The organism is Citrobacter arsenatis, assembly GCF_004353845.1.
Taxonomy (GTDB): Bacteria; Pseudomonadota; Gammaproteobacteria; order Enterobacterales; family Enterobacteriaceae; genus Citrobacter; species Citrobacter arsenatis.
The window spans coordinates 3,643,665-3,666,959 of sequence record NZ_CP037864.1 but is presented as its reverse complement, the minus strand read 5'-3'; the positions used below and the strand labels follow the sequence as shown (position 1 = coordinate 3,666,959).

The following is a 23,295-nucleotide window of genomic DNA, read 5'->3' as shown; positions in this document are numbered from 1 at the left end:
AGAGATTACCGGACATCGGCTAACTGAAGTGACGCTTCTTCTTGTTGCGCATTTTTTCGCTGTTGTTCAAGCTCAAGCGCGCCACGATGAGAGAGGTAGCAGAACAGGATGCAGCACACAATTCCACCCATCAGCAGATAGAAGCCGCCATGCCATCCCAATTTGTCGACCATTACGCCAAACAGGCTGGTTCCCAGCGATGCGCCAAAAATGTAGCTCATAAATCCGCGTAAACCTACCGCAGACCCCACGGCGAAGCTGGGGACGATTTCCATCGTCTGAACAGAGGCCAGGAACTGGGGAACATAAATCAGGCAACCCACGATGGCGGCAAAAATAGTGACCATCACTAACGATTCACTTTTCCAGTAACCAATCAGGCAGACGAAAATCAGTGCCATACAAATCATGGCCAACGGCATGCGGCGACCTTTGAATAGTTTATCGGTGAGCCAACCCGCCAGTAATGTGGAAGGAATTGCCGCCCACTCGAAAAACAGAAACGCTATGCTCATTTGCTCTTTCGAGAAATGTTTTTCGGTTAATAAATAAATTGGCAACCAGCTAATCATGCCAAAACGTACCATATAGACAAAAACGTCTACTAATGAAACATACCAGGCATTTTTATTACGCAGTACATAGGTGCAGAAGATCTGGAAGGCGCTCATATTTTCTGGTGCCTGGACTGCGTGTCGGGAATTTAATACGACTTTTTCTTCCGGCATCATTTGTTCCAGAGCCGGTAAGCCTTCCTGGCGCGGTGAACCTTTCCCCAGCATTAGCACAATAAAAGCGAACAGGACGGCCACACCAGCCGGAACAATATAGCTGGCACTTTGCCAGTGCTCGCTCCCCAAAATGGCAAAGGCGGCACCCACGATCGGGGCAACAATACCGCCACCAACATTGTGAGAGATATTCCAGAATGCGCCAACGCGTCCACGTTCTTTACGTGGAAACCAGTTAGCGATGGTAATAAATGATGGGCCAACGCCCATGCCCTGGAACAAGCCGTTGAAAATGACCAGAGCGGCAAAAATCCAGAATCCGGTACTGAAACCCAGGCCTATGTTGACGATAGCGCACAGGATCAAACCACATGCCATGAAGACTTTAGGGCTGGCCTTGTCTGCCAGACTGCTCATAATACCTTTACTGATCCCATAGGCAATAAGCATACAGCTGCTGAGCAAACCAATCTGCGTTGCGCTGAGATCCAGATGCTCTTTCAGGTACGGAGTTGAGAGTGTGAAGTTATTGCGCACAATATAGTACGCAAGATAGCCAAGAAATACGCTGAGTAACGCCTGAATGCGGTATCGGCCATAAGTTTCCTGGACTTTCTCTGCCGGGACTTTATTTGCCGCTGGCCCTGCCTTAAATATTGATAACATATCATCACCTAAATTTATATTGATGTGAATATCAGGATTTTTCGCAGTGAAGAGTGAAATAGACGGCAGATAAACTCAAGTTCATGCAATGAGTCACTATTGACACAATTTTTGGATTGCGTGGCTGATTTTGACACTTTTTAAATAATGGATTTTAAATTCTATTCTTTTACGAGCGTTTTTATCATCGGCATGTGCGGGTATTAACAAATTCAGGCTGCATTTTCGGGTATTCTTTACTCATGTCGTCATTTTCCGTTTGGTTATTCTACGAATAACCTTATTCTTCCCCCCAGCGGTGATAAACGGGTAATTTTTGTCTCAATATTATTTTTTGCACATGTTGGTATTTATGAACGGGATCACAAATAGACTTTTAAAGCAGAGACGATTTTGGGCATTCTTGCTCTGTTTTATGTCGCTGTCGGCGAGTTGCCTGGCGCTGGGTAAAGAGCTGGTGATGGCGACCACCTTTTCACCAGGGGCTACGGCCTGGATTATCCAGCGCTGGCAGACTGAGCCGGGGTCAGTGATGATTCGCACGTTAAACCGGACCAGCAGTTCTCTGGAACAGCTGCTGGATACTGCGAATGCGGAAAACGTCGATCTGATTCTGACCTCATCACCCATGCTGTTGCAGCATCTTCAGGAACATCAGAAGCTGGCACCCTTTGATAATGCGCTACCGGAAAGCCAGCGTTTGGTGCCTGAATCCATCCGTTCGACCTCCGTAGCGGTGGCGATATCTGGTTTTGGGCTACTGATTAACCGCTCTGCGCTGGCGGCGCGCCATCTTTCGCCCCCAACTGACTGGGGGGATTTAACGCAGCCTAAATACCAGAACGCGCTGTTGATGAGTAGCCCGTCACGTTCCGACACCAACCACCTGATGGTTGAGTCGTTGCTGCAACAAAAAGGGTGGGAAGAGGGATGGGCAACGCTATTGGCGAGTGCTGGTAATCTGGTGACGATTTCATCTCGCAGCTTTGGCGTGGCCGACAAAATTAAGAGCGGCCTGGGCGTTGCGGGGCCGGTCATTGATAACTATGCCAACCTGTTGCTCAACGATCCGCACCTGGCGTTTACCTATTTTCCTCGCTCGGCGGTTTCGCCAACCTATGTTGCTGTGCTTAAGAACAGTCAACACCCCAATGAAGCACGTCGTTTTATCCGTTATCTGTTAAGTCCGGAAGGGCAGCGGATCCTTGCAGATGCGAACACGGGAAAATATCCGGTTACGCAGCTCGCGGCTGATAACCCACGCGCCGCTCAGCAGGCTATTTTGATGAGCCAGCCTGCGCTTAATTACCGGCTTATCCTTAAACGGCAACAGTTAGTGCAGCGGATGTTTGATACCGCCATCAGTTTTCGACTCGCGCAGCTGAAAGATGCCTGGCGGGCGCTCTACAGTGCGGAAGCGCGTCTGAAACGCCCGCTCCCCGAAATCAGAGCACTGTTGACCAGCGTCCCGGTAGATGCCAGGAACAGTGAAGATGAGGCCTGGCTTGCGCAATTTGATAATAAAAGCGTGGCCGAACAGCAGATGATGGAGTGGCAGCTGTGGTTTCTTAAAAATCAGCGTCAGGCGATATCCAAACTGGAAGAGTTAAAATGAAAGGTGGATCGATACTGCAACGTCTGCGCCAGCTCAGCATTAGCAGCAGCCTGCGAGGTGCTTTTCTCACGGGCGCATTACTGACGCTGAGCGTAAGCTGCGTCAGCTTGTACTCCTGGCATGAGCAAAGCTCACAGATACGCTATTCGCTCGATGATTACTTCCCGCGCGTGCATTCCGCTTTTTTGATTGAAGGAAATCTCAACCTGGTTGTGGATCAACTGAATGAGTTCCTGTTGGCCCCCAACACGACGGTAAGGCTGCAGCTACGCAATCAAATAATTTCACATCTGGATAAGATTGAGGTGTTGAGTCGGGGCTTGCAACCGGCGGAACAGCAGCAACTGGCGGTGATTTTACAGGACAGTCGGGCGCTGATGACGGAGCTGGACCGGGTGCTCTATAACCTGTTCCTTGTGCGTGAAAAAGTGAGCGAACTCTCTGCGCGCATCGATTGGCTTCATGATGATTTTACTACCGAGCTGAATTCACTGGTGCAGGATTTTACCTGGCAGCAGGGGACGTTGCTGGATCAAATCGAGGCCAAAAATGGTGATGCGGCGCTGTATCTTAAACGTGCCCGAGAGGTGCAAAACGAGCAGCAGCAGGTCTACACTCTGGCACGAATTGAAAACCAGATTGTTGATGATTTACGTGACAGGCTCAATGAACTGAAGTCAGGTAGTGATGATGGGATGCTGGTGGAGAATCACATCCGCTTTCTGGAAAATCTGAAGAAAACGGCGGATGAAAATATCCGTACCCTTGATGACTGGCCAAGTACTATCACCTTGCGGCAAACCATCGACGAATTGCTGGAAATCGGGATGATGAAAAACAAAATGCCCGATACGATGCGCGATTATGTCGCAGCGCAAAAAGCGTTGGTTGATGCCAACCATACCAGAGAGGTAACGCTTGGGCGCTTTCGAACGCTGCTTGAAGCACAACTGGGGAGTAGCCATCAGCAAATGCAGATGTTTAACCAACGGCTGGAGCAAATTGTTCGCGTCAGCGGTGGACTTATCCTGCTGGCGACGCTGCTGGCGCTACTTCTCGCCTGGGGGCTTAACCACTACTTTATTCGTTCGCGGCTGGTGAAGCGTTTTACCGCGCTCAATCAGGCCGTGGTGCAAATTGGTCTTGGCAGAACGGATGCCACTATCCCGGTTTATGGGCGCGATGAGTTGGGGCGTATTGCTGGTTTGCTGCGCCATACTCTGGGTCAACTGAGTGCGCAAAAAAATCAGCTGGAGCAAGAAGTGACAGAGCGTAAAGAGATCGAGTCCGATCTTCGCGCGACGCAGGATGAACTGATCCAGACGGCAAAACTGGCGGTGGTTGGCCAGACCATGACCACGCTGGCGCACGAGATTAATCAACCGCTAAATGCGCTGTCGATGTACCTGTTTACGGCGGGTAGGGCAATTGAGCAGGGGCAATCCGCTCAGGCCAGAAGCACACTAACCAAAGCTGAGGGGCTAATTACCCGCATCGATGCCATTATCCGTTCACTACGTCAGTTTACGCGTCGGGCCGAACCGGGCGCGCCTTTGCACCCGGTCGATCTACGACAAACGTTCTGCGCTGCCTGGGAACTGTTGGCCATGCGGCATAAGCCAAAGCAGGGCACGCTGAGGCTTCCAGCTCAGAGCGTATGGGTTGCTGGTGATGAAGTGCGTATTCAGCAGGTGCTGGTAAACGTCCTGGCAAATGCGCTGGATGCCTGCCCGGCAGCCGCACAGATTGAGGTTCACTGGCAGGTTGAGGACAGCCAGTTGTGCGTCTTTGTCTGCGATAACGGCCCCGGCTGGCCTGAGGCGTTATTGCCATCACTGTTAAAGCCGTTTACCACCAGTAAGGATGTAGGCCTCGGTATTGGCTTATCGATTTGTGTATCGTTAATGACGCAAATGAACGGCGAACTGCGCCTGGCATCGACGCCGGGACGTAATGCCTGCGTCGTTCTGCAATTTAATCTGACGGATGTAAACGATGTTGAGTGATGAATATTCTGTTCTGCTGATTGATGATGATGCCGATGTTCTCGACGCTTACACCCTGTTGCTTGAACAGGAGGGTTATCGAGTTTGCGCATGCAGTAACCCTTTTGATGCCCGAAACTGGCTGCAGGCCGACTGGCCAGGGATAGTCCTGAGCGACGTGTGTATGCCTGGCTGCAATGGAATAGAGCTGATGACGCTGTTTCATCAGGATGATAATCAGCTACCGATCTTGCTAATCACCGGGCATGGCGATGTCCCGATGGCTGTGGAGGCCGTAAAGAAAGGCGCATGGGACTTTCTGCAAAAACCGGTCGATCCCGGAAAGCTGCTGTCACTGGTAGAAGAGGCATTGCGTCAGAGAAAATCCGTGATTGCCCGTCGTCATTATTGCCAGCAAAAACTCGAAGTTGAACTGCTCGGCTACAGTGATTGGGTCAATCAATATCGCCAGCGCTTACGGCAACTGGCGGAAACGGATATTGCCGTCTGGTTTTATGGTGAGCCGGGAACGGGGCGTATGACCGGATCCCGTTATTTACACCAGCTTGGGCGCAATGCCGAAGGGCCGTTTATCCGTGGGGAATTGACGTTAGAGAATGCGGGGCAACTGAATGACCTTATTGCCCAGGCGCAAGGGGGAACACTGGTCCTGAGCCATATAGAGTGCTTGACGCGTGAACAGCAGCATCACCTGGTGCATCTGCAAAGCCAGGAGCGGCGTCCGTTTCGCCTGATAGGCATTGGTGACACATCGTTGGTGGAACTGGCGGCAAGTAACCAGATTGTGGCCGAGCTCTACTACTGTTTTGCGATGACGCAAATCGGCTGCCTGCCGCTGTCACAGCGCCCCGATGATATTGAGCCGCTGTTTCGTCATTATTTGCAGAAAGCCTGCCTGCGCCTGAACCATCCCGTGCCCGAGGTTGAAGGAGATTTACTGAAAGTCATGCGTCGTCGCGTGTGGTTAAGTAATGTCCGGGAACTGGCAAATGCCGCCGAACTTTTTGCCGTTGGGCTGCTTCCCTTAGCTGAAACCGCGAATCCGCAGTTGCATCTGCCTGAACCGACACCGCTTGACCGTCGGGTAGAAGAGTACGAGCGACAGATCATTACTGAAGCGCTAAATATTCATCAGGGGCGTATTAATGAAGTCGCGGAGTATTTACAAATCCCGCGTAAAAAACTTTATTTGCGCATGAGAAAATACGGACTGAGCAAAGAACACTATAAGTTTTAGCCGATGGAGATTGGGGAAGAAGAGTCGTTGAAGTATTTCGGTGGCGGCGCTGGCGTTCACCGAAATACGCGACGGAACTCCGGGTGATTATCGGGGTATTTTTCTTACCACATCAAATCATCAGGGATAACAAAATCAGCATACGGATCGTCTTCATCCTTCGCCTCCTGACTCAGTTCGCAATTTAGCACAATATAACTTGCATCGCGCTGGGCAATCTTGTCGGCGACGACAGCCGGGATAATGGCGTACTCGCTCTCGCTGCTACTTTCAGCCGTCAGACGAGCAATGGCCAGGCGGCCCTTGATCAACTGAGACTGAGTCACCTTATCAACATAAACTTTTTTGATCAGGTTATTGTCAGTGAAGTTGTAACCAATATCGCCACGGGCAACGGTGATTTTGTTCATTTCAATCAACTGTTTGATCTGCGCTTTATACTCTTTTGACAACGCGGCCTGCTTCTGCTGTTCGCTGAGTTGCTTATCACGCTCAATTTGTGCTTTTTTATTCTCTTCAACCGCTTCTCTGGCTTCACGAGCCTGAACGCGTGATTTTTTCGCCGTTCTCTGCACTTTCGCCATTTTTTTGCTGCTGACCAGACCTGCTTTAAGCATCTGTTCTTGTAGGGTAAGTTTTGTCATTGTCGCTTCTAATCCAAAAAATCGTTGTAAGGATTATAACCTCAACGTTCGGCGGGATGCCAGAATGCGTAAGCGTTACCCAGATAGCTGACATTTATCCCGCAGATCATTTTATTTGTAAGATGAGAGGTAGTCTCCTGGTGCGGTTCCCATAACGCGTTTGAATGCCTGGTAGAATCCAGACAAAGATTCATACCCGACGCTGCTGTAAATATCCTCTGTTTTTATACCTCTTCTGAGCAGGTTTAATGACACATAAATTCTTAATTTGCTCAATACCAGATTCGGTGTATAGCTTGTCGCTTTCAATATGCGACGAATAAATGTTGAACGTGACATATAAGTAAAACGGGCCATATCATCTAGTGACCACGAGTACTGTGGGTTTTCAATTATAGCAATAATTAGTTTTGCTAACGGTTCATCATTGGCTGCGTTCAGAAGATTTATGTCAATATCATATAAAGAAGTAGATTCATTAACCACATAGTGCAAAATAGCATCGGTAAGATGAGCAATAATGCAATTATTTTCATCGGCAGAGGCATTAACTTCTGTCAGTAGTAATTCAAATAATGAATGTATTTTGTTACTGACGTCGTCCTTTTGCCTAATCAGAAAAATATCCGGAAGTAAGGCAAAACGCAATTGACTGGCGATAGAGTTAGGTTGGATAAAACCACACAGCAGATCGGTGGCGTCGGAAGATGAATCCTCAATTTTACTCATCTGCTTGCGGGGTAAGTCATCAATGCTTTTATCTGGAGAGGAGGTGAGGTAAAAAGGGAAATTATTAAAAAAGAAGAGAATATCTCCCTTTTCCAGCATGATGCGCGGCTGTTGGTTGAACAAATCCAGCCAGCATTCCCCGCCCAGAACGATATGAAAACTCGGTTCACCATAGGAGTATGTTGATGCTTTCCATTCGCTACAATATCTGCCAAGGTGGAAGACGGATGTTTTCGCTTCTCCTCCTTTCAGTAGCCAGCCTGAAGTATTCATATATTCCCCAATATTGTCACCAATGGACTGATTTTGAGACGATGTCGTATAGATAGTTTCGCCAAGTAACTATAAGATTTGTTAATCAAATTACGTATTGCAGGAGAGGGTAGTGTTTCTGGTATTTACTAAAGATATTATTTTGCTACAGGCTATTTATCACCTTATCAAAAAAGATGTTATCGTGCATATTCAGCATGCAGAAGACTTTTGTACCGTTGAAGAGCTTAATGCAAAAGTGATAATTGATACGTTCAATAACAACATTTTCTATACCAGTATAGCTTATCAACTGGATAGGATTCAACCTGCTAAGGTTTTCATACTTTCGCCATTCAGGATCAAAAGATGCTTCGGGGACCTTCCTGTTGTTTTTATCAATCGAAACGTTTCGCTGTGTAATTTTATTACTTTGCTGAATTGCGATGGAAACTATGATATTTCTCCGGAATTATCAATTTCTCGTCGACAGCATCAAATTCTTACCTGTATTTTGCAGCAAAAATCCTGTTACTCAATTGCTGAGGAAATGCATATCTCATTGAAAACTTACTATTGCCATAAGTACAATATAATGTTGTTGCTTAAACTCAGGAAAATGAGTGATTTAGTACGGCATCAAATTTCATGCTATCTACAATAACCAGATGTAGGATGTCTCGTTTCGACATTAGGATTAAATTGTTAAAGTGCAGAAAGAGGCAAGTAATGTATAGCACAGCTTTCAATACCTGTATCTTTCAAAATTATAGTTTAATCCTATTCTTAAAATAAAGAGTAAGCACAATAATAAATCAAGTGATTATTTTATGTAGTCTAATGTTACTCCACAGAAACCTCTTTAATAGCAGGGTTTTCTTTAAGTAAAGAAATTACCTGAATCACCGTGGTTGCTTCTGTAACCTCTAAATCTGCCGTTAAAACATGGCAATCGCTTGCATCATTAGCCAACGAACGTAATTGCAGGCGATATCCCTGCTCAGTTATCCAGGTCAAAACAGATTGTGCCGTACCAGCCGCAATGCGTATGCGTAGTTGCAAATGGTGATTCAAAAAGCGGTAGGTAAGCTGACGGAAGAATTCCAGCACGATGAGCGCCATAACCGCACCAACGATACCAACTTCATACATTCCGCTGCCTATGACCAGGCCAATTGCTGCAGTGACCCACACATCCGCAGCTGTTGTTAATCCTCTGATAGTCTGTTTTTGAACCAGAATATTTCCCGCGCCGAGAAATCCAACCCCGGTGACAACCTGGGCTGCTATTCTGCTGGGATCTAATCCAATATGGCCATGCCCTATAACATCATAGAAACCGTATTTTGAGACGATCATGAACATGGCACTGCCGATACCAATCAATATATGAGTTCTTACACCAGCTTCTTTGGCGCGTATTTGACGCTCGAGACCAATTACGCCACCTAACAAACCGGCTAGCATTAGACGTAGCAGAAATTCTTCAGTCATAGTGATTCTCTCTGTGCTTCAGCTATAACAGTGGCGTACAAGCGTAAATGAATGATAAAATTAAGCATCAATCAGTTTGCTTATCATTAATGACGATGCTCCGGCATAAACTCTTTATTTGGTACCAGAAATAGCCATGAGGAAATAACAAACGGCATGGTTAATGTCGGTATGCCTAAAGGCATTAAAAGCACATTCATTGCGGCCTGGATAAAAACAGTAAAAATGATCCCTGAAATGGTATAAATAAACACTCGCCAGCCAGGATGATTAAATACGGTCCCAAGTGCGACGGATGTCAAAACGGCACTAAAGGCATACAGCCCTGCAGCAATGTCATGGGGATTGGCACCCAGATAACAGGCAAGTAGTGTCGCGATGAAAGAACCGACGATGGCATAGCAGGCGCATACGACGGATTCTGCCGCCAGGCCTGCAATGAAAAATAAACTAGCAAGGATCCCGGGGAATAAAAATACCTGCGAAATCCCATGTAAAGTACTGTTAATGAAAAAGCTGAGCGAGTAACTACTTTGAGTTGACGGTATATAATGTTGGGGTAGATCAGGGGAGGGCAATCCTGAACCATAAATATTATGAAAAGCATAGCTGGCAAGTAGTATTACCCAGGTTGTCAGAACAAACGGGGCTGTTAACGCCGCAACTTTCCATGTTTTCAATATATCAGCAATGCATACCGTGGCAATAACAGACACGACGCTACCAACGACCAGGCATAACCACATGATTGGCGTCGCAGTTATAAATACAGGAATAGCAATACCGACCAGACAGCCATTATAGCTATAGAGGCCATCCCGCCAACCTTTTATATCATGGGTTATTGCCCCTGTAATCGAAGCCAGAACAGTTCCAACTACACACCCCCATGCAGCTAAAGGATTGTTATTACTATAAGCAGAAATGAATATCGCAATAAAAAACAATAGCCCCGTGATGGGATTGTTTTGGAACATTACCTGTGCGCAACCACGTAATGATATATCAATAATTTTGCAAATGTAATGCTTATCAGTATTATTCTTCCATAATACCGGAATAGATTGTGTAGTCATCATTGTTTACCAATATGAAAAGTTGCGAGTGATCCTATTGTTTCCAGATAAATGGAGGTGGTAGTTCTGTTTGCTGCACGACTTTTCTGACCGTGGCCCACACTTTACGAATATATTTTTTTATCATACTACTGTCGTTAGCCAGTATTTTGAATACAAGACCAGATTCCGCAGGGAGGGTTGACATACCATAGCAATAATCTTTGCTATAATGAGCAGGGAAGGCCGCCAGAATGGATGCTATATTATCTGCTGGGGTTAATATAAAAATAGTGCCGAGAATCTGAAATTGCCCCATAATTCCGAGTTCAGCCATGGCATACTCTTTTGGTTTCAACTCAATTTGTTCCTTGAAAACAATATGTCCAGACTCATCTTTTGCTGAAACGCTTGAGGAATAATAGTCAAAGCCATTAAGCTCATTTTCATGATGATGACGACGGCCTGGAATAATTATTTCTGAATAAATAAGAGTCGCACTTCTTTTATATTCAATTACGGTGTCGTTAATAAATCTTGCATTACGGTGCAAGATTAAAGGATCGGGGAGATATTCCAGGTAAGCATTCTCATCAAGATGGATAAATTGAATTTGCGCAGCATAATTTTTATCCATGGAGTGTACTTTGGTTGCGGATTGCGTACTGACACTGGCGAAAGCATTTTCACCCACGTTAATGGATAACACTAAGCGATCCCCTTGCAGAACACAGCCTGAAGTCGATATCACGGTCACACAGGGAAGTTCAGGCAATGCTTCATCATGATACAATGCCTTTTGTGCAAACAATGGTGTTCGTTTTTCCATGCGGTGGAGAATGCTTTTGCTTCCGCAACGTGTAAAACCCAGGTACAAAAAACCATCCTTACCGATTACCCCACTGGGCATTTGCTCCGGCTCCTGACGATACTCTATGGGGATCTGCATATCCCAAAGCGTCCGTTTTGTTTCCATCTGGTCATGAAAATTATGTGGTTGAGTCATCTTTTTTACCTTCAATGGTATGACCAAATAAAAAATCGCGCTCAATCATGTCGACAAGCTGCTCGATACCTTCACCTGTTTTACAGTTGGTTAAAATATAAGGACGATTATTTCTGACATATCGGGTATCTGATTCCATTACCTCCAGACTGGCTCCGACATATGGCGCTAAATCAATTTTATTGATAATAAGAATATCGGCCTGTACCAGACCTGGACCATTTTTACGCGGAATTTTTTCCCCTTCTGCTACGTCAATGACATAAATATAAAAGTCAGCCAATGCTGGACTGAATGTGAGGGTAAGATTGTCACCACCGCTTTCAATCATAATTAAATCGCTATCTGGAAATTTATCTTCCATTTCTTCAACGGCAGCAATATTCATACTGGGATCTTCACGTACAGCGGTATGCGGACATGCCCCTGTTTCAACGCCAACGATTTTTTCTTCTTCTAATATTCCTTTCAACGTCCTTTTGACCTGCTTTGCATCCTCAGTGGTTACAACATCATTAGTTACAATCAGAGGTTTATATCCCCGACGAATTAGTACAGGAGTAATAACCTCAATAATGGCTGTTTTTCCTGAACCTACGGGACCACCAATTCCAATTCGAGTGATTTTTTTCATTCTGACCTCAGTTAATTCATAAACAGACGTACATGGGCATCGACATGAACAGCCGCAAGAATGTCGATCACCGGCGAAAAAGAAGACATTTCTTCGGGGCGGGTATTGAGCGTCATTTCAGCGTAATCAGGGAAAAGCGACGTGGCTTCGGCCAGGATTTTTTGGCTATCCAAATGCGTAATCCGCATCAGTCTTTGCGCTGCACTGAGAATAGTCGTTGCTACGCCATAAAAGTGCATGGCCAACATGGCTTCTTCATCAAGCTCTAAATGGTGCATAAGTAAGGCATGAGAAACAGGATAGGTACCAATAACATGGCTCTGGCGTATTTGCTCAAGCCACCAGTTAAATAGACGAACAGGGTAAATCGCTGCTGAAAGCTCGGTTAATTTCTTACCCATTCTTTGGGTCATCAGTCGGGATTCTGGTGATAGTTTTCTACTGATTACATCGTTATCAATAGATTTAAGCTCATTTAATTTGTTGCTGCGACAGGCGCGCATGGCTTGTATTTGCGCGACAGCATCACATTTTGCTGCCTGCAATAGCGCCGTACAGACATATTGCTTGAGGGTTTGCCGGTCATAGACAATTCCACATGAAATGGCAGACTCAATCCCGCAGGAAAAAGTAAATGCTCCTACAGGAAGGACTGAATCTCCAAACTGCAATATTCGTGCAATGTTCAGTACCATATGTGAACTTTGTGGCATGTCCGGCAACCCTAATACGTTAGTGATCAATGTGTACATGTGTATGTGCTTCTTCGGTACCGCCAAAAAGAAGTCTGGATTCAGATGGTGTTAAGAGTGGAATGACTTTTTCACCTTCAGTGAAGTAATACTGACCCTCAGTGTAACCATGAGATTTCATTACTGAAGCCAACATTTTATCGGCCACTACAATGGGAATAAAAACACAGTATCCTTTTATGACGGCCTTCCAGTGCTGATTCCCTAGAGCATGCCCTAATTCAAAGGCGCGGGTGAGAAGGTCTGTGATTTTCTCTACGCCAAATAATCCCAGATCAACAATCATCACGCGCCGTAGCTGTATTTTAACCGTAAGCAAATAACGGTTATTTTTGTCATATAACAGAATGTCACCATCATTAAGACGGAGATGACGGTCAAGGGATAAACCGATATCATAGCCGAATTGACTTTTTTTACGGCAACGGCTTTTTTGTGCCTCCCATTGTTCAAGCACGAGAACATCGTGTTTAATATCTTCAGCAGAGAGGTCAAGCGCACCATGGGAGTTAATATTTCCGAGTGTTCTTTCAATCAGGTACATAGCTATTCTCCTGTTAACCAAAGAAATATTTTTGATTCATAACCGCAGTTTGAATGGGCTGGCAGGTGGCGTGCACGCCATCAACCTTGACGGCGAATGTCTCTGGGTTTACGTCAATTTTTGGGGTCGCATTATTTCTGATAAGGTCGTGTTTACTGATGTTACGACAGTTATTGACTGCGACAACCTGTCTTTCAAGGCCAGCTTTTTCTTTAATGCCATCATCAAAGGCAGCTTTTGAGACGAAAGTAAGGCAGGTATCCTGCAGCGTTTTTCCCATGGCACCAAACATAGGGCGGTAAAATACTGGCTGAGGAGTTGGCAGCGAAGCGTTAGGATCACCCATTAAGGACCAGTTGATCATTCCCCCTTTAATAATGAGTTTTGGTTTGGCCCCAAAAAATTGCGGTTCCCAGAGTACCAGGTCAGCCATCTTACCCACTTCAACAGAACCAATAATATGGCTGACGCCTTGCGTAATGGCAGGGTTAATCGTAATTTTGGCGACGTATCGGAGAACGCGGAAATTGTCATTATTTGGACTATCTTCCGGTAATTTACCGCGAGCTAGTTTCATGGCATGCGCCGTCTGTACCAGGCGAAGCCAGTTTTCGCCCACGCGTCCCATAGCCTGAGAATCGCTGGAGAACATAGATATGACGCCCATATCATGCAGGATATTTTCTGCTGCAATGGTCTCAGGACGAACGCGGCTTTCTGCAAATGAAACATCGGCAGCCACGTTAGGATTGAGGTTGTGGCACACCATAATCATATCGAACAGTTCTGCCTGGCTGTTGATACCAAAAGGTAGCGTTGGATTGGTGGAACTTGGCAGAACATTTGGTTGGCTGGCGACCTTAATAATATCCGGGGCATGTCCACCGCCAGCGCCTTCTGTATGAAAGGTGTGAATTGTCCTTCCTTCAAAAGCGGCAATCGTATTTTCGACATATCCTGCTTCATTAAGACTGTCGGTATGTACAGAAACCTGAATGTCCATATCATCGGCTGTGCGCAGTGCGTGTCGGAGTGCGTTTGGCGTAGCACCCCAGTCTTCGTGTACTTTTAGCCCAACGGCACCGGCAATGATTTGTTCTTCGAGAGGGGCTTTATTGTAGGCATTTCCTTTGCCAAGTAGACCGATATTGACCGGAATACCTTCCCATGCACGCAGCATGGCGCGCATATTCTTAGGTCCAGCAGTCACAGTGGTTCCATTCGTGCCATCAGTGGGACCTATGCCGCCACCGAAGAAGGTGGTAATGCCGTTAGATAATGCCGCATAAGCTTGCTGAGGAGAGATGAGATGAATATGGGAGTCGATACCCGCCGCAGTCAGAATCAAATGCTCGCCTGATATCGCATCCGTGCTAAGCCCAACCGTCATCCCTGGTGTTACGCCGGACATAATTGCCGGGTTACCGCTTTTACCAATGCCCGAGATCAGTCCATCCTTAATGCCTACATCCGCTTTAATCACACCAAGTTTTGCATCAACTATCGTGACATTTGTAATAACCAGATCGAGAACCCCCTGGTCGCGGGAACACTGGTTATTAGCGCCCATTCCATCACGTAGAGACTTTCCTCCACCATAGACTGATTCGTCACCATAACCACGTAAATCTTGTTCAATTTCAATATACAAATCAGTTTCGCCCAAACGTATTTTATCACCGGTTGTTGGACCAAACAGACTGGAGTATTCCTTTCTGGATATTGTTGGCATAAGAGATCCTTAGCTGGGATTGTTTGGCATTTTGAAACCGGCTCGCCGGGCGTTATCAATCAGTGATTTCAACTTTATAGGATCTTTAATAACTTCAGCGAGCTGTTGACCTGTCATATCAACAAGGTTATTAAAACCAAAAATATCGTTGTCCCCACTATAGGGGATAAGTTCTATTTCTATCTCATCACCTGGTTCAAAGCGTATTGCAGTCGTGGCGGTAATATTTAAGCGCTTACCCAGCGTACTTGCGCGATCAAATTCCAGTTCTTTATTAGCTTCGAAGAAATGGAAATGTGAGCCTACCTGAATCGGCCGATCACCTGTGTTCTTGACGCGCACTTTCGTTACAGGTTTCTCTGTATTAAATGACACAGGGGTATCCTGTAAAACGTAGCCCCCATAGGGTACGGGATTTGTTTTTTTATCCTCAGGCATAGTCTATTTCTCCTGCTATTAACGGATAGGGTCGTGAACAGTTACCAGCCTACTACCATCGGTGAAAATAGCCTCAACCTGTATTTGTGGAATAAGGTCTGCGACGCCTTCCATGACATCGTCTTTGGTCAGAACATCTCTTGATTTATTCATGACGGTTTCCAGATCATTTCCTTCTCTGGCACTTTCCATGGCTGTTGACGCAATAATAGAAACAGCTTCAGGATAATTTAGTTTGATTCCTTTTTCTTTTCTGCTTTGAGCCACGCTGGCAAGTGAGTAAATCATTATTTTCTCAATTTCTCTGGGACTAAGTTTCATTAATTACTCCTTACCTGAAGGGGTATAAGCGTCTTCACCAAATGCTGAATAATCAGGAGATTGGCGAGCGTCATTGGTTGAAATTCGCACTGGGGTAAATCTGTTAATTATCCATAAAATGAGCAGAGTAAAGATAAAAGACCAGATGCTGGTGATCAGCACCGCCGCGAGTTGTTTTGCAACCTGCAATATTCCACCACCTTCCAATAATCCTGACGGCCCTTTGCTGTTCCAGGCCTGAGATGCAAAAACACCGAGTAGAATAGAACCGGTAATGCCACCCATGCCATGTACGCCAAAAACGTCCAGTGCATCATCAACATATTTTTTAACAAACAGTGCGCAGTAATAGCAGACAAAACCGGCAACAATGCCAATAAATGCGGCGGATTGAATTGAAACATATCCTGCCGCAGGAGTGATGGTGGCAAGACCTGCAACGGCTCCTGTCAGGAAACCAACAAATTTCGGTTTACCTGTGTGCATTTTTTCAATAAATAGCCATGTCGCACCGGCAAAAGCCGCCGCAATATCGGTGGTGACAAACGCAGAAACGGTAATAGTGTTAACTTGTAATTCAGATCCTGCGTTAAAACCATACCAGCCAAACCAGAGCAATCCCGCACCCAGAGCAATATAAGGAATATTATGGCTACCATCTGGTTGAATGACTCGTCGCCCAACGTATAGAGCGGAAGCCAGCGCAGCGAATCCCGCCGTTGCATGAACGACGATACCACCGGCAAAATCAACCACACCCCACTTAGCCATTACACCCTGTGGGCTCCAGACCATGTGTACAAACGGGCAGTAAACGAATAACGTCCAGAGAGTGATAAAAATCAGATAGGCCTTGAATTTCACCCTGCCAACAAAAGCACCAGTAATCAGGGCGGGGGTGATAATCGCGAACATCATTTGGTAAGCAAAATGTACCAGGATTGGGATCCCTGCATTGTTTCCGGTAAACAGCGTGTTCGCATTGATATTATGTAAAAATGCATAGTGCAGAGGATCGCCAATAACACCATTAAGGCTGGGGCCGAAGGCTAAAGAATAGCCTACAGCAAACCACAGTATCGCTACCCAGCTCATGGAGACAAAACTCTGAAACATGATGGTGAGTATGCCTTTACGCTGGACTAAACCACCGTAAAAAAAAGCAAGTCCCGGTGTCATTAACATGACCAGACTAGCGCATAACAGCATAAAAGCTGTATTAGCAGGGTCTAGTAATTGAAATTGAACAGGTGATATTCCCATATACCCTGTGCCCCTTACTTAAGTTTATAAAGGTGATGTGTTTTAGCTTTTTCAATATGAAATGCTAATCACTAATCAGTGTATTTAATGGCAATTATTTATCTTTGAATGAATACAGTTTTAATTGTGGGTTATGTTTGCAATATTCAACGACTTGCGGGATGCTGGTAAGATCTGTCTCATTCAAAGACACTGAATCACCTCCCTTATAAACCGTTTCTTCATGCAGCATCCACCATGCTACAGGAAGCATTGCTTTGGGATTTAGATTAATGAACTCCTGGCAGGTCATTTTGTCAGGACTATTTTCTGCTGAATGCGCCAATGGAATGTTCAGTATAAATAAGGATAATAGAGGGGGAAGTGTGATAAGTATGCGTTTCATGTTTAACCTCTTGGTATATTGAGTACGATTAATTTACTGAAGCGGGAACTATTGGGGCATAGTTCTCGCTTCAGTGTTATCAATACATAAAATTATTCGCTACAGATCCTTTTTGATTTTGTCCCACTCACTGTCGGCTTTTTTCTTAAAATTGGCTTTTTTATCCTGCATACATGCCTGAACCAGCGCAGGAGTCACAGTTTCAACACCTTTCACATCAAGTACCGCATCTTCAGGTTTATCCTTTTTATTCAATGCCTCAGCAAAGCCAACTACCGTGGGCTGGAATGTGGCGTCGGTGGCAAGAAAATCTTCACATGTCCACTGGCTGAGCGGCTTGTGATTATCCGCCGCCTGGCTCAGCGCGGGGATCATGAGTAGAGTACCAACGATAATGCTTAGTGTTTTATTCATCTAACGTACCTCTTGTATCAATTAATATCGACGGGTGGAAAGTCTGATAGCGACTATAAATATATATCCTGGAACAGCATGAATGTCATATTTTGAATGAAATCGTGATTTTTATATGTTCAATATTCTCTTTTTATTTGAAAGGGTTGCGCGTTGTTTAAGAGGAATTTATCAGACTATATTATTAATGACGTGTTATTTATTGGTGATATTTAGCATAAATTAATGTTGTCAGTAGTACTCTGGCTAACAGGAGAAGAAAATGTTAAATGTAACACGAGATATTCTATCTAAACTTGACGATGATGTGCTGGTTAAACAGCGGCGATTTCTTAAATTTCTGGCATGCCTGATGTTCTTTGGTGGTGTGCTTTTTATCCTTTTTCCGTATGTGTCCGGAGGCGTACTCAGTATCATCGTCGGCGGAATTTTAATGTGTAGCGGTGTGGCACTAGCGATAGGTATGTTTAAGAACCGGGTGCATAACTTTTGGCCCGTTGTTTCAGCAATAGTCGTTAGCATTGCATATTTTTTGATGGGGTATTTTTTCATTACGGCACCCGAGTTGGGTATTTTTGCTATTGCGACCTTTTTAGCGTGTTTGTTTTGTCTGGGAGGCATTATTCGACTGACCACGCTTTTTAAGCGTCGTAAAGAGAAAAAAGTCTGGCTGCAAGGGGGGATCGGTGTACTGGATCTTTTTATTGCATGGTGTTTTATTACTGCTGCTCCGCAGGCATCGATTTACATGGTGTCGATGGTGACGGGCATTGAACTAATGTTAAGTGGGATTAGCTGTGTATTTATTGCCAATCAATTTCGTAAGCCATAGCATTACGGCGTCAGATATCATTATCAACAGGCCCCGGTAACGGGGTCATTAATATATAAAAAAACTGCCCTTGCGGGCAGTAAAAAATGGAAATATAGCCAAATGTTTTCTCAGGGGATCAGTCTGCACTGACGCCTATATAATCCTAAATAATATTGAGATACATTTCAAAGTTTATCGCGGTTATATTTTAATAAATAAATCTTAATAATTATTCTTGGTTCCTGTTGTTGTGGTTATTTTAGCGAAAAAACGATGTACAACAATAAAGAAGACGGGGACAAAAAATATTGCCAGGATGGTTGCTGCGATCATCCCACCCATCACACCTGTTCCTACCGCATTTTGCGCACCCGATCCCGCCCCATTACTGAGGACTAATGGAAGCACGCCAAGAATGAATGCCAGAGAGGTCATCAGGATCGGTCTTAAGCGCATTCGTGCTGCGTCTAATGTCGCTTCAATATCGCTTTTACCCTGTTTTTGCATGAGCTCAACGGCAAATTCTACAATCAAAATCGCGTTTTTAGCGGATAACCCGATCGTGGTCAGAAGACCTACCTGAAAATAGACATCATTGGTTAATCCACGTAGCCAGGTGGCTGATAAGGCTCCAACAATACCAAGAGGAACAACCAGCATTACGGCAAATGGAATTGACCAGCTTTCATAGAGCGCTGCCAGACACAGAAAAACCACGACTATTGAAATAAAGTACAGCATAGGAGCCTGGTCGGTGGATAACCGCTCTTGATAAGACATTCCTGTCCAGTCATACCCGATACCAGCAGGCAGCTTTTCGATGAGTGAGACCATAAATGCCATGGCATCACCAGTACTTTTGCCTGGCGCGGCTTCGCCAAGGATCTCCATCGAAGGAGAGCCGTTGTAGCGTTCAAGACGCGGTGAGCCATAAGTCCACTCAGTTTTGGCAAATGCGCTAAACGGAACCATGTCTGCGGATGCGTTACGGACATACCAACTGTTCACACTTTCTGGGAGCATGCGGTAGGGGATGGCTGCCTGCACAAAGACTTTTTTGACGCGACCATTATCCAGAAAGTCGTTTACGTAGCTGCTTCCAAAAGCGGTTGAGATCGTTTGATTAATATCGTTGAGAGAGACGCCCATTGATTCTGCCTTCGCGGCATTGACCTGTACCCGAAACATGGGCGTATCTTCGAGTCCATTGGGTCGAACGCCGACCACCTGTTCGGGATATTGTTTCGCCATTCCGAGGAGCTGATTTCTTGCCTGAGTGAGTTTTTGATGACCCAGATTGGCTTTATCAATGAGTTCCAGATCAAAACCTGAAGCCGTTCCAAGTTCCGGGACGGCAGGTAAATTAAAGGGATAGACAATGGCTTGATTGATTGTGCTTAGTGCTTTAACCGCACGTTGGATAATTGCATTAATGCCGTCAGCGCTGGCCGTGCGATCAGACCAGGGTTTCAGGCTAACAAAAGCCAGACCGTTGTTCTGACCTTGCCCACTGAATCCGAAACCACTGACCGTAAAAACTGATTCTACATTATTTTTTTCCTGCGTCAGGTAATAGTGGCTTACGTCTGCAAGCACCTGATTGGTTTTCACAAGCGTAGCGCCTGGCGGCAACTGGGCCATAGTCAGCAAAACACCCTGATCTTCTTCAGGTAAAAATGAGGTTGGAATACGTAAAAAAAGTACTAACATGGCAATAATAATCAGCAAATACAGAATGATATATCGAGATGTTACTTGCAGAATTTTGCGTGTACTGTCGCTGTAATGTTGGGTAAAACGCTCAAAGTACAGGTTAAACAGTGTGAAATAACGGGGTGGGGAATGGGGAGTATCCATATGCGCCGGCTTGATCAGCGTGGCACAGAGTGCGGGAGTTAGCGATAGTGCGGTCAATAAGGAAAGCGCCATAGCGGCGACAATAGTCACTGAGAATTGCCGGTATATCTCTCCGGTAGACCCCCCCAGTAATGCCATTGGTACGAAGACAGCCGAGAGGACAAGAACAATCCCCACCAGCGCCCCCTGGATTTGCGACATCGATTTATGCGTGGCCTCTTTGGGCGAAAGATGTTCCTCGGCAATCACACGTTCAACATTTTCCACAACCACGATAGCATCATCAACGAGCAACCCAATGGCCAGGACAAGACCAAACATGGTCAGAGTATTGATGGTAAAGCCAGCAACGGCGAGAACGGCAAATGTGCCTAATATGACAACCGGTACCGCAATTGTTGGAATAAGTGTTGCTCGAAAGTTTTGTAAGAACAAATACATAACGATGAAAACTAAAACAATGGCTTCAACCAGAGTTTTAACGACTTCTTGTATTGATATTTGAATGAAGGGCGTTGTGTCATAAGGGTAGACGGTTTTGAGACCAGAAGGAAACCAGGGGGAAAGCCGGGATATTTCCTCTTTTACTAACTTTGCGGTATCGAGGGCATTAGCGCCGGTCGCCAATTTAATCGCAATCCCTGCTGCGGGTTTACCGTTGTATTTCGCAACGGTACCGTAACTTTCTGCTCCTAGCTCAATGTGGGCAACATCGTTTAACGTAACGCGTGAACCATCCTGTTGAACTTTAAGCAGAATGTTTCCAAATTCCTCAGTGCTTTGCAACCGGGTCTGGACGATAATGGAGGCGTTCAGTTGCTGATTATTTGCCTGAGGCGCACCACCTAATTGCCCTCCCGATATTTGGTTATTTTGTATTTTTATTTTTTGAATAACGTCCTGAGGGACGAGTTGGTATTGATTGAGTTTTATCGGATCAAGCCAAATACGCATGGCATGCTGTGAACCAAATAGCTGAATGCTACCCACCCCGGCGATTCTGCTGAGAGGATCTTTGATGTTTGACGCGACATAATCGGCAATACCGTACTGGTTAAGCGATCCATCTTCTGAAATAAAGGCGGCAACAAGTAAAATGTTGCTACTTGCTTTATCAACACTGATACCTTGCTGTTGTACTTGCTGCGGAAGTGATGGCATCGCCAGCTGCAGCTTATTTTGAACCTGTACCTGAGCGATATCTGGGTTGGTTCCCGATTCGAACGTTAGGGTCATGACGGCATTGCCTGAGGCATCGCTGGTGGAGGACATATACATTAATCCATCCAGGCCATTCATATTCTGTTCAATAATCTGCGTCACTGAGTTTTGTACGGTCTGCGCATCTGCTCCCGGGTAGGTTGCGCTGATTGTTACTGCGGGTGGCGCGATGTTGGGGTATTGTGCGATGGGCAACTGAGTAATGGCAATGACGCCGCTTAACATCATGATAATAGCAAGAACCCAGGCGAAGACTGGGCGCTCAATAAAAAAATTCGCCATAGGAAAGACTCCTGTTACCCGGTTTTATTGCGGTATAGAGGTATTAGGTTCAAAAGGGGAGGGAAGCGCATGAGCTTTAATACCAGGCCTTATCTGCTGGAGCCCGGATATAATTACCCTGTCGCCAGGGCGTAGCCCGGAAGTTACCAGCCATTTATCTCCTATCGCTTTTGTGGTCGTAATTTCACGCAGTTGGACGATGTTTTCGTTATCGAGAATGAGCGTTGTCGCTTTACCGCTGGCATTGCGGGTAACCGCTTCTTGTGGAACCAACAATACATGCTGTTGAGTGCCTTCATTGAGCACTGCGGTAACATACATGCCGGGTAAAAGGGTGTTATCAGGATTAGGAAAAATGGCTCTGAGCGTCACTGACCCGGTAGTTTCATCTACCGTAAGATCGGAGAATTGTAATTTACCCGTGTGGGCATATCGCTTACCGTTAGCAAACTCCAACAAGGCCGTGGTTTGTCCCTGGTTTTGCTCAATTACGCCTTGCTCTATTTCTGTTTTTAGTTGAAGAAAATCATTGGCAGATTGGGTGACATCGACATAAATCGGATCAAGTCGTTGAACCGTGACCAATGCTTGTTCCTGGTTGGCAGTGACCAACGCGCCGATGGTGACTGTTGATTTGCCGCTTAATCCACTCAGTGGTGAAGTGACGCTGGCATAGTTCAGGTTAATTCTGGCGCTTTCAACAGCCGCTTTCGCCACCACGACGTTTGCCTGCGCTTCCTTCGCGTTAGCCTGAGCCGTGTCAAAGTCCTGTCGGCTCACATAGTGTGATTTCAGTAATGACGTAAATCGAGCCAACGTAAAGCGGCTGTTATCTGCAACTGATTGAGCCTTCGCCAGGTTTCCCTTCGCCCGATCCAGTTCAGCCAGCAAAGGGGCCGGATCAATCTGGTACAACTGATCTCCTGCCTTTACCCTGCTACCTTCCTGAAACTGACGACTGAGAATGATTCCACCGACCTGCGGGCGAATCTCTGCAATTTCAAAGGGAACAATCCGTCCTGGCAATTTGCTGGTGATATTCGCGGATTCCGCCTGGAGTGTAATCACACCTACATTCGGTACAACGGGATGTGGAAGCGTATTTTTACTGTCATCACATCCTCCGTTGAAGAGAATACTAACCAGGCCAATTACCGCAAATTTTCTTTTTATCTGCATCATAGCACTCACATAAATGTCACG

Annotated in this window: 22 protein-coding genes; 5 read left to right on the top strand and 17 right to left on the bottom strand. The window is 45.7% G+C overall.

Annotated features, from left to right (window positions below; translation table 11 throughout):
• Window positions 1-5: 5 nt before the first annotated feature.
• Window positions 6-1,397 carry a phosphoglycerate transporter PgtP gene (gene pgtP / locus E1B03_RS18825; RefSeq protein ID WP_103770299.1) on the bottom strand — a complete coding sequence of 464 codons (1,392 nt, stop codon included), beginning with the start codon at window positions 1,395-1,397 and terminating at the stop codon, window positions 6-8.
• 421 nt (window positions 1,398-1,818) lie between these two features.
• Between pgtP and pgtC the strand changes: the two genes are divergently transcribed.
• Genes pgtC through pgtA form a run of 3 tightly spaced genes read left to right on the top strand, consistent with a single transcriptional unit; the run spans window position 1,819 to window position 6,255 of the window.
• On the top strand, window positions 1,819-3,012 hold the full coding sequence (pgtC, locus tag E1B03_RS18820; protein ID WP_425456662.1) for a phosphoglycerate transport regulator PgtC: 1,194 nt from the start codon (window positions 1,819-1,821) through the stop codon (window positions 3,010-3,012).
• The gene (gene pgtB, locus E1B03_RS18815; RefSeq protein ID WP_103770301.1) at window positions 3,009-5,018 is read left to right on the top strand and encodes a two-component system sensor histidine kinase PgtB; all 2,010 of its coding nucleotides are present in this window, start codon (window positions 3,009-3,011) and stop codon (window positions 5,016-5,018) included. Before pgtC ends, pgtB begins: the two co-directional genes overlap by 4 nt.
• A complete protein-coding gene (gene pgtA / locus E1B03_RS18810; RefSeq protein WP_103770302.1) occupies window positions 5,008-6,255 on the top strand; it encodes a two-component system response regulator PgtA in 1,248 nt (415 codons plus the stop codon). Before pgtB ends, pgtA begins: the two co-directional genes overlap by 11 nt.
• 104 nt (window positions 6,256-6,359) lie before the next feature.
• Here pgtA and E1B03_RS18805 read toward each other — a convergent pair whose 3' ends face one another.
• Together E1B03_RS18805 and E1B03_RS18800 are read right to left on the bottom strand one after the other, a co-directional pair.
• Window positions 6,360-6,899, bottom strand: coding sequence for a DUF2058 domain-containing protein (locus tag E1B03_RS18805; protein WP_103770303.1), 540 nt, complete (start codon window positions 6,897-6,899; stop codon window positions 6,360-6,362).
• A gap of 111 nt (window positions 6,900-7,010) precedes the next feature.
• Entirely contained in the window at window positions 7,011-7,901 is an 891-nt protein-coding gene (locus E1B03_RS18800) for an AraC family transcriptional regulator (RefSeq protein ID WP_133086730.1), read from the bottom strand.
• Between the two features lie 112 nt (window positions 7,902-8,013).
• Between E1B03_RS18800 and E1B03_RS18795 the strand changes: the two genes are divergently transcribed.
• Window positions 8,014-8,544, top strand: a complete 531-nt coding sequence (locus tag E1B03_RS18795; RefSeq protein ID WP_165955330.1) for a helix-turn-helix domain-containing protein — start codon at window positions 8,014-8,016, stop codon at window positions 8,542-8,544.
• Between the two features lie 179 nt (window positions 8,545-8,723).
• On the opposite strand, the gene E1B03_RS18790 is transcribed toward E1B03_RS18795, so the two are convergent.
• The 12 genes from E1B03_RS18790 to hdeA all read right to left on the bottom strand — a co-directional run bounded on the left by E1B03_RS18790 (window position 8,724) and on the right by hdeA (window position 17,918).
• Window positions 8,724-9,374, bottom strand: coding sequence for an MgtC/SapB family protein (locus tag E1B03_RS18790; RefSeq protein ID WP_103770306.1), 651 nt, complete (start codon window positions 9,372-9,374; stop codon window positions 8,724-8,726).
• Window positions 9,375-9,460: 86 nt separating this feature from the next.
• Window positions 9,461-10,450: an urea transporter gene (gene yut, locus E1B03_RS18785; protein ID WP_103770307.1), complete on the bottom strand. Its 990-nt coding sequence runs from the start codon at window positions 10,448-10,450 to the stop codon at window positions 9,461-9,463.
• Between the two features lie 34 nt (window positions 10,451-10,484).
• Window positions 10,485-11,435 (bottom strand): urease accessory protein UreD, encoded by a 951-nt coding sequence (locus E1B03_RS18780; protein WP_133086729.1) that lies wholly within the window; start codon window positions 11,433-11,435, stop codon window positions 10,485-10,487.
• Window positions 11,419-12,069, bottom strand: coding sequence for an urease accessory protein UreG (gene ureG, locus E1B03_RS18775; RefSeq protein WP_103770309.1), 651 nt, complete (start codon window positions 12,067-12,069; stop codon window positions 11,419-11,421). Before ureG ends, E1B03_RS18780 begins: the two co-directional genes overlap by 17 nt.
• An 11-nt stretch (window positions 12,070-12,080) precedes the next feature.
• Window positions 12,081-12,821, bottom strand: coding sequence for an urease accessory protein UreF (locus E1B03_RS18770; protein ID WP_246044120.1), 741 nt, complete (start codon window positions 12,819-12,821; stop codon window positions 12,081-12,083).
• Complete coding sequence (locus E1B03_RS18765) at window positions 12,802-13,365, bottom strand: urease accessory protein UreE (RefSeq protein ID WP_103770310.1); 564 nt, start codon at window positions 13,363-13,365, stop codon at window positions 12,802-12,804. The genes E1B03_RS18770 and E1B03_RS18765 overlap by 20 nt, the downstream gene beginning before the upstream one ends.
• A gap of 13 nt (window positions 13,366-13,378) precedes the next feature.
• Window positions 13,379-15,097 carry an urease subunit alpha gene (locus tag E1B03_RS18760; RefSeq protein ID WP_103770311.1) on the bottom strand — a complete coding sequence of 573 codons (1,719 nt, stop codon included), beginning with the start codon at window positions 15,095-15,097 and terminating at the stop codon, window positions 13,379-13,381.
• A 9-nt stretch (window positions 15,098-15,106) separates the two neighbouring features.
• A complete protein-coding gene (locus E1B03_RS18755) occupies window positions 15,107-15,535 on the bottom strand; it encodes an urease subunit beta (RefSeq protein ID WP_133086728.1) in 429 nt (142 codons plus the stop codon).
• Window positions 15,536-15,553: 18 nt separating this feature from the next.
• Entirely contained in the window at window positions 15,554-15,856 is a 303-nt protein-coding gene (locus tag E1B03_RS18750; RefSeq protein WP_003845045.1) for an urease subunit gamma, read from the bottom strand.
• Between the two features lie 3 nt (window positions 15,857-15,859).
• Window positions 15,860-17,119: an ammonium transporter gene (locus E1B03_RS18745; protein WP_103770313.1), complete on the bottom strand. Its 1,260-nt coding sequence runs from the start codon at window positions 17,117-17,119 to the stop codon at window positions 15,860-15,862.
• Window positions 17,120-17,213: 94 nt separating this feature from the next.
• Window positions 17,214-17,504, bottom strand: coding sequence for an acid-activated periplasmic chaperone HdeB (gene hdeB / locus E1B03_RS18740; protein ID WP_103770314.1), 291 nt, complete (start codon window positions 17,502-17,504; stop codon window positions 17,214-17,216).
• A 99-nt stretch (window positions 17,505-17,603) separates the two neighbouring features.
• Entirely contained in the window at window positions 17,604-17,918 is a 315-nt protein-coding gene (gene hdeA, locus E1B03_RS18735; protein WP_079939096.1) for an acid-activated periplasmic chaperone HdeA, read from the bottom strand.
• A 262-nt stretch (window positions 17,919-18,180) separates the two neighbouring features.
• On the opposite strand from hdeA, the gene E1B03_RS18730 reads away from it, so the two are divergent.
• Window positions 18,181-18,750, top strand: a complete 570-nt coding sequence (locus tag E1B03_RS18730; RefSeq protein WP_133086727.1) for an HdeD family acid-resistance protein — start codon at window positions 18,181-18,183, stop codon at window positions 18,748-18,750.
• 204 nt (window positions 18,751-18,954) lie between these two features.
• On the opposite strand, the gene E1B03_RS18725 is transcribed toward E1B03_RS18730, so the two are convergent.
• Window positions 18,955-22,092: an efflux RND transporter permease subunit gene (locus E1B03_RS18725; protein WP_133086726.1), complete on the bottom strand. Its 3,138-nt coding sequence runs from the start codon at window positions 22,090-22,092 to the stop codon at window positions 18,955-18,957.
• A 24-nt stretch (window positions 22,093-22,116) separates the two neighbouring features.
• On the bottom strand, window positions 22,117-23,271 hold the full coding sequence (locus E1B03_RS18720; protein WP_133087243.1) for an efflux RND transporter periplasmic adaptor subunit: 1,155 nt from the start codon (window positions 23,269-23,271) through the stop codon (window positions 22,117-22,119).
• Window positions 23,272-23,295: the final 24 nt, after the last annotated feature.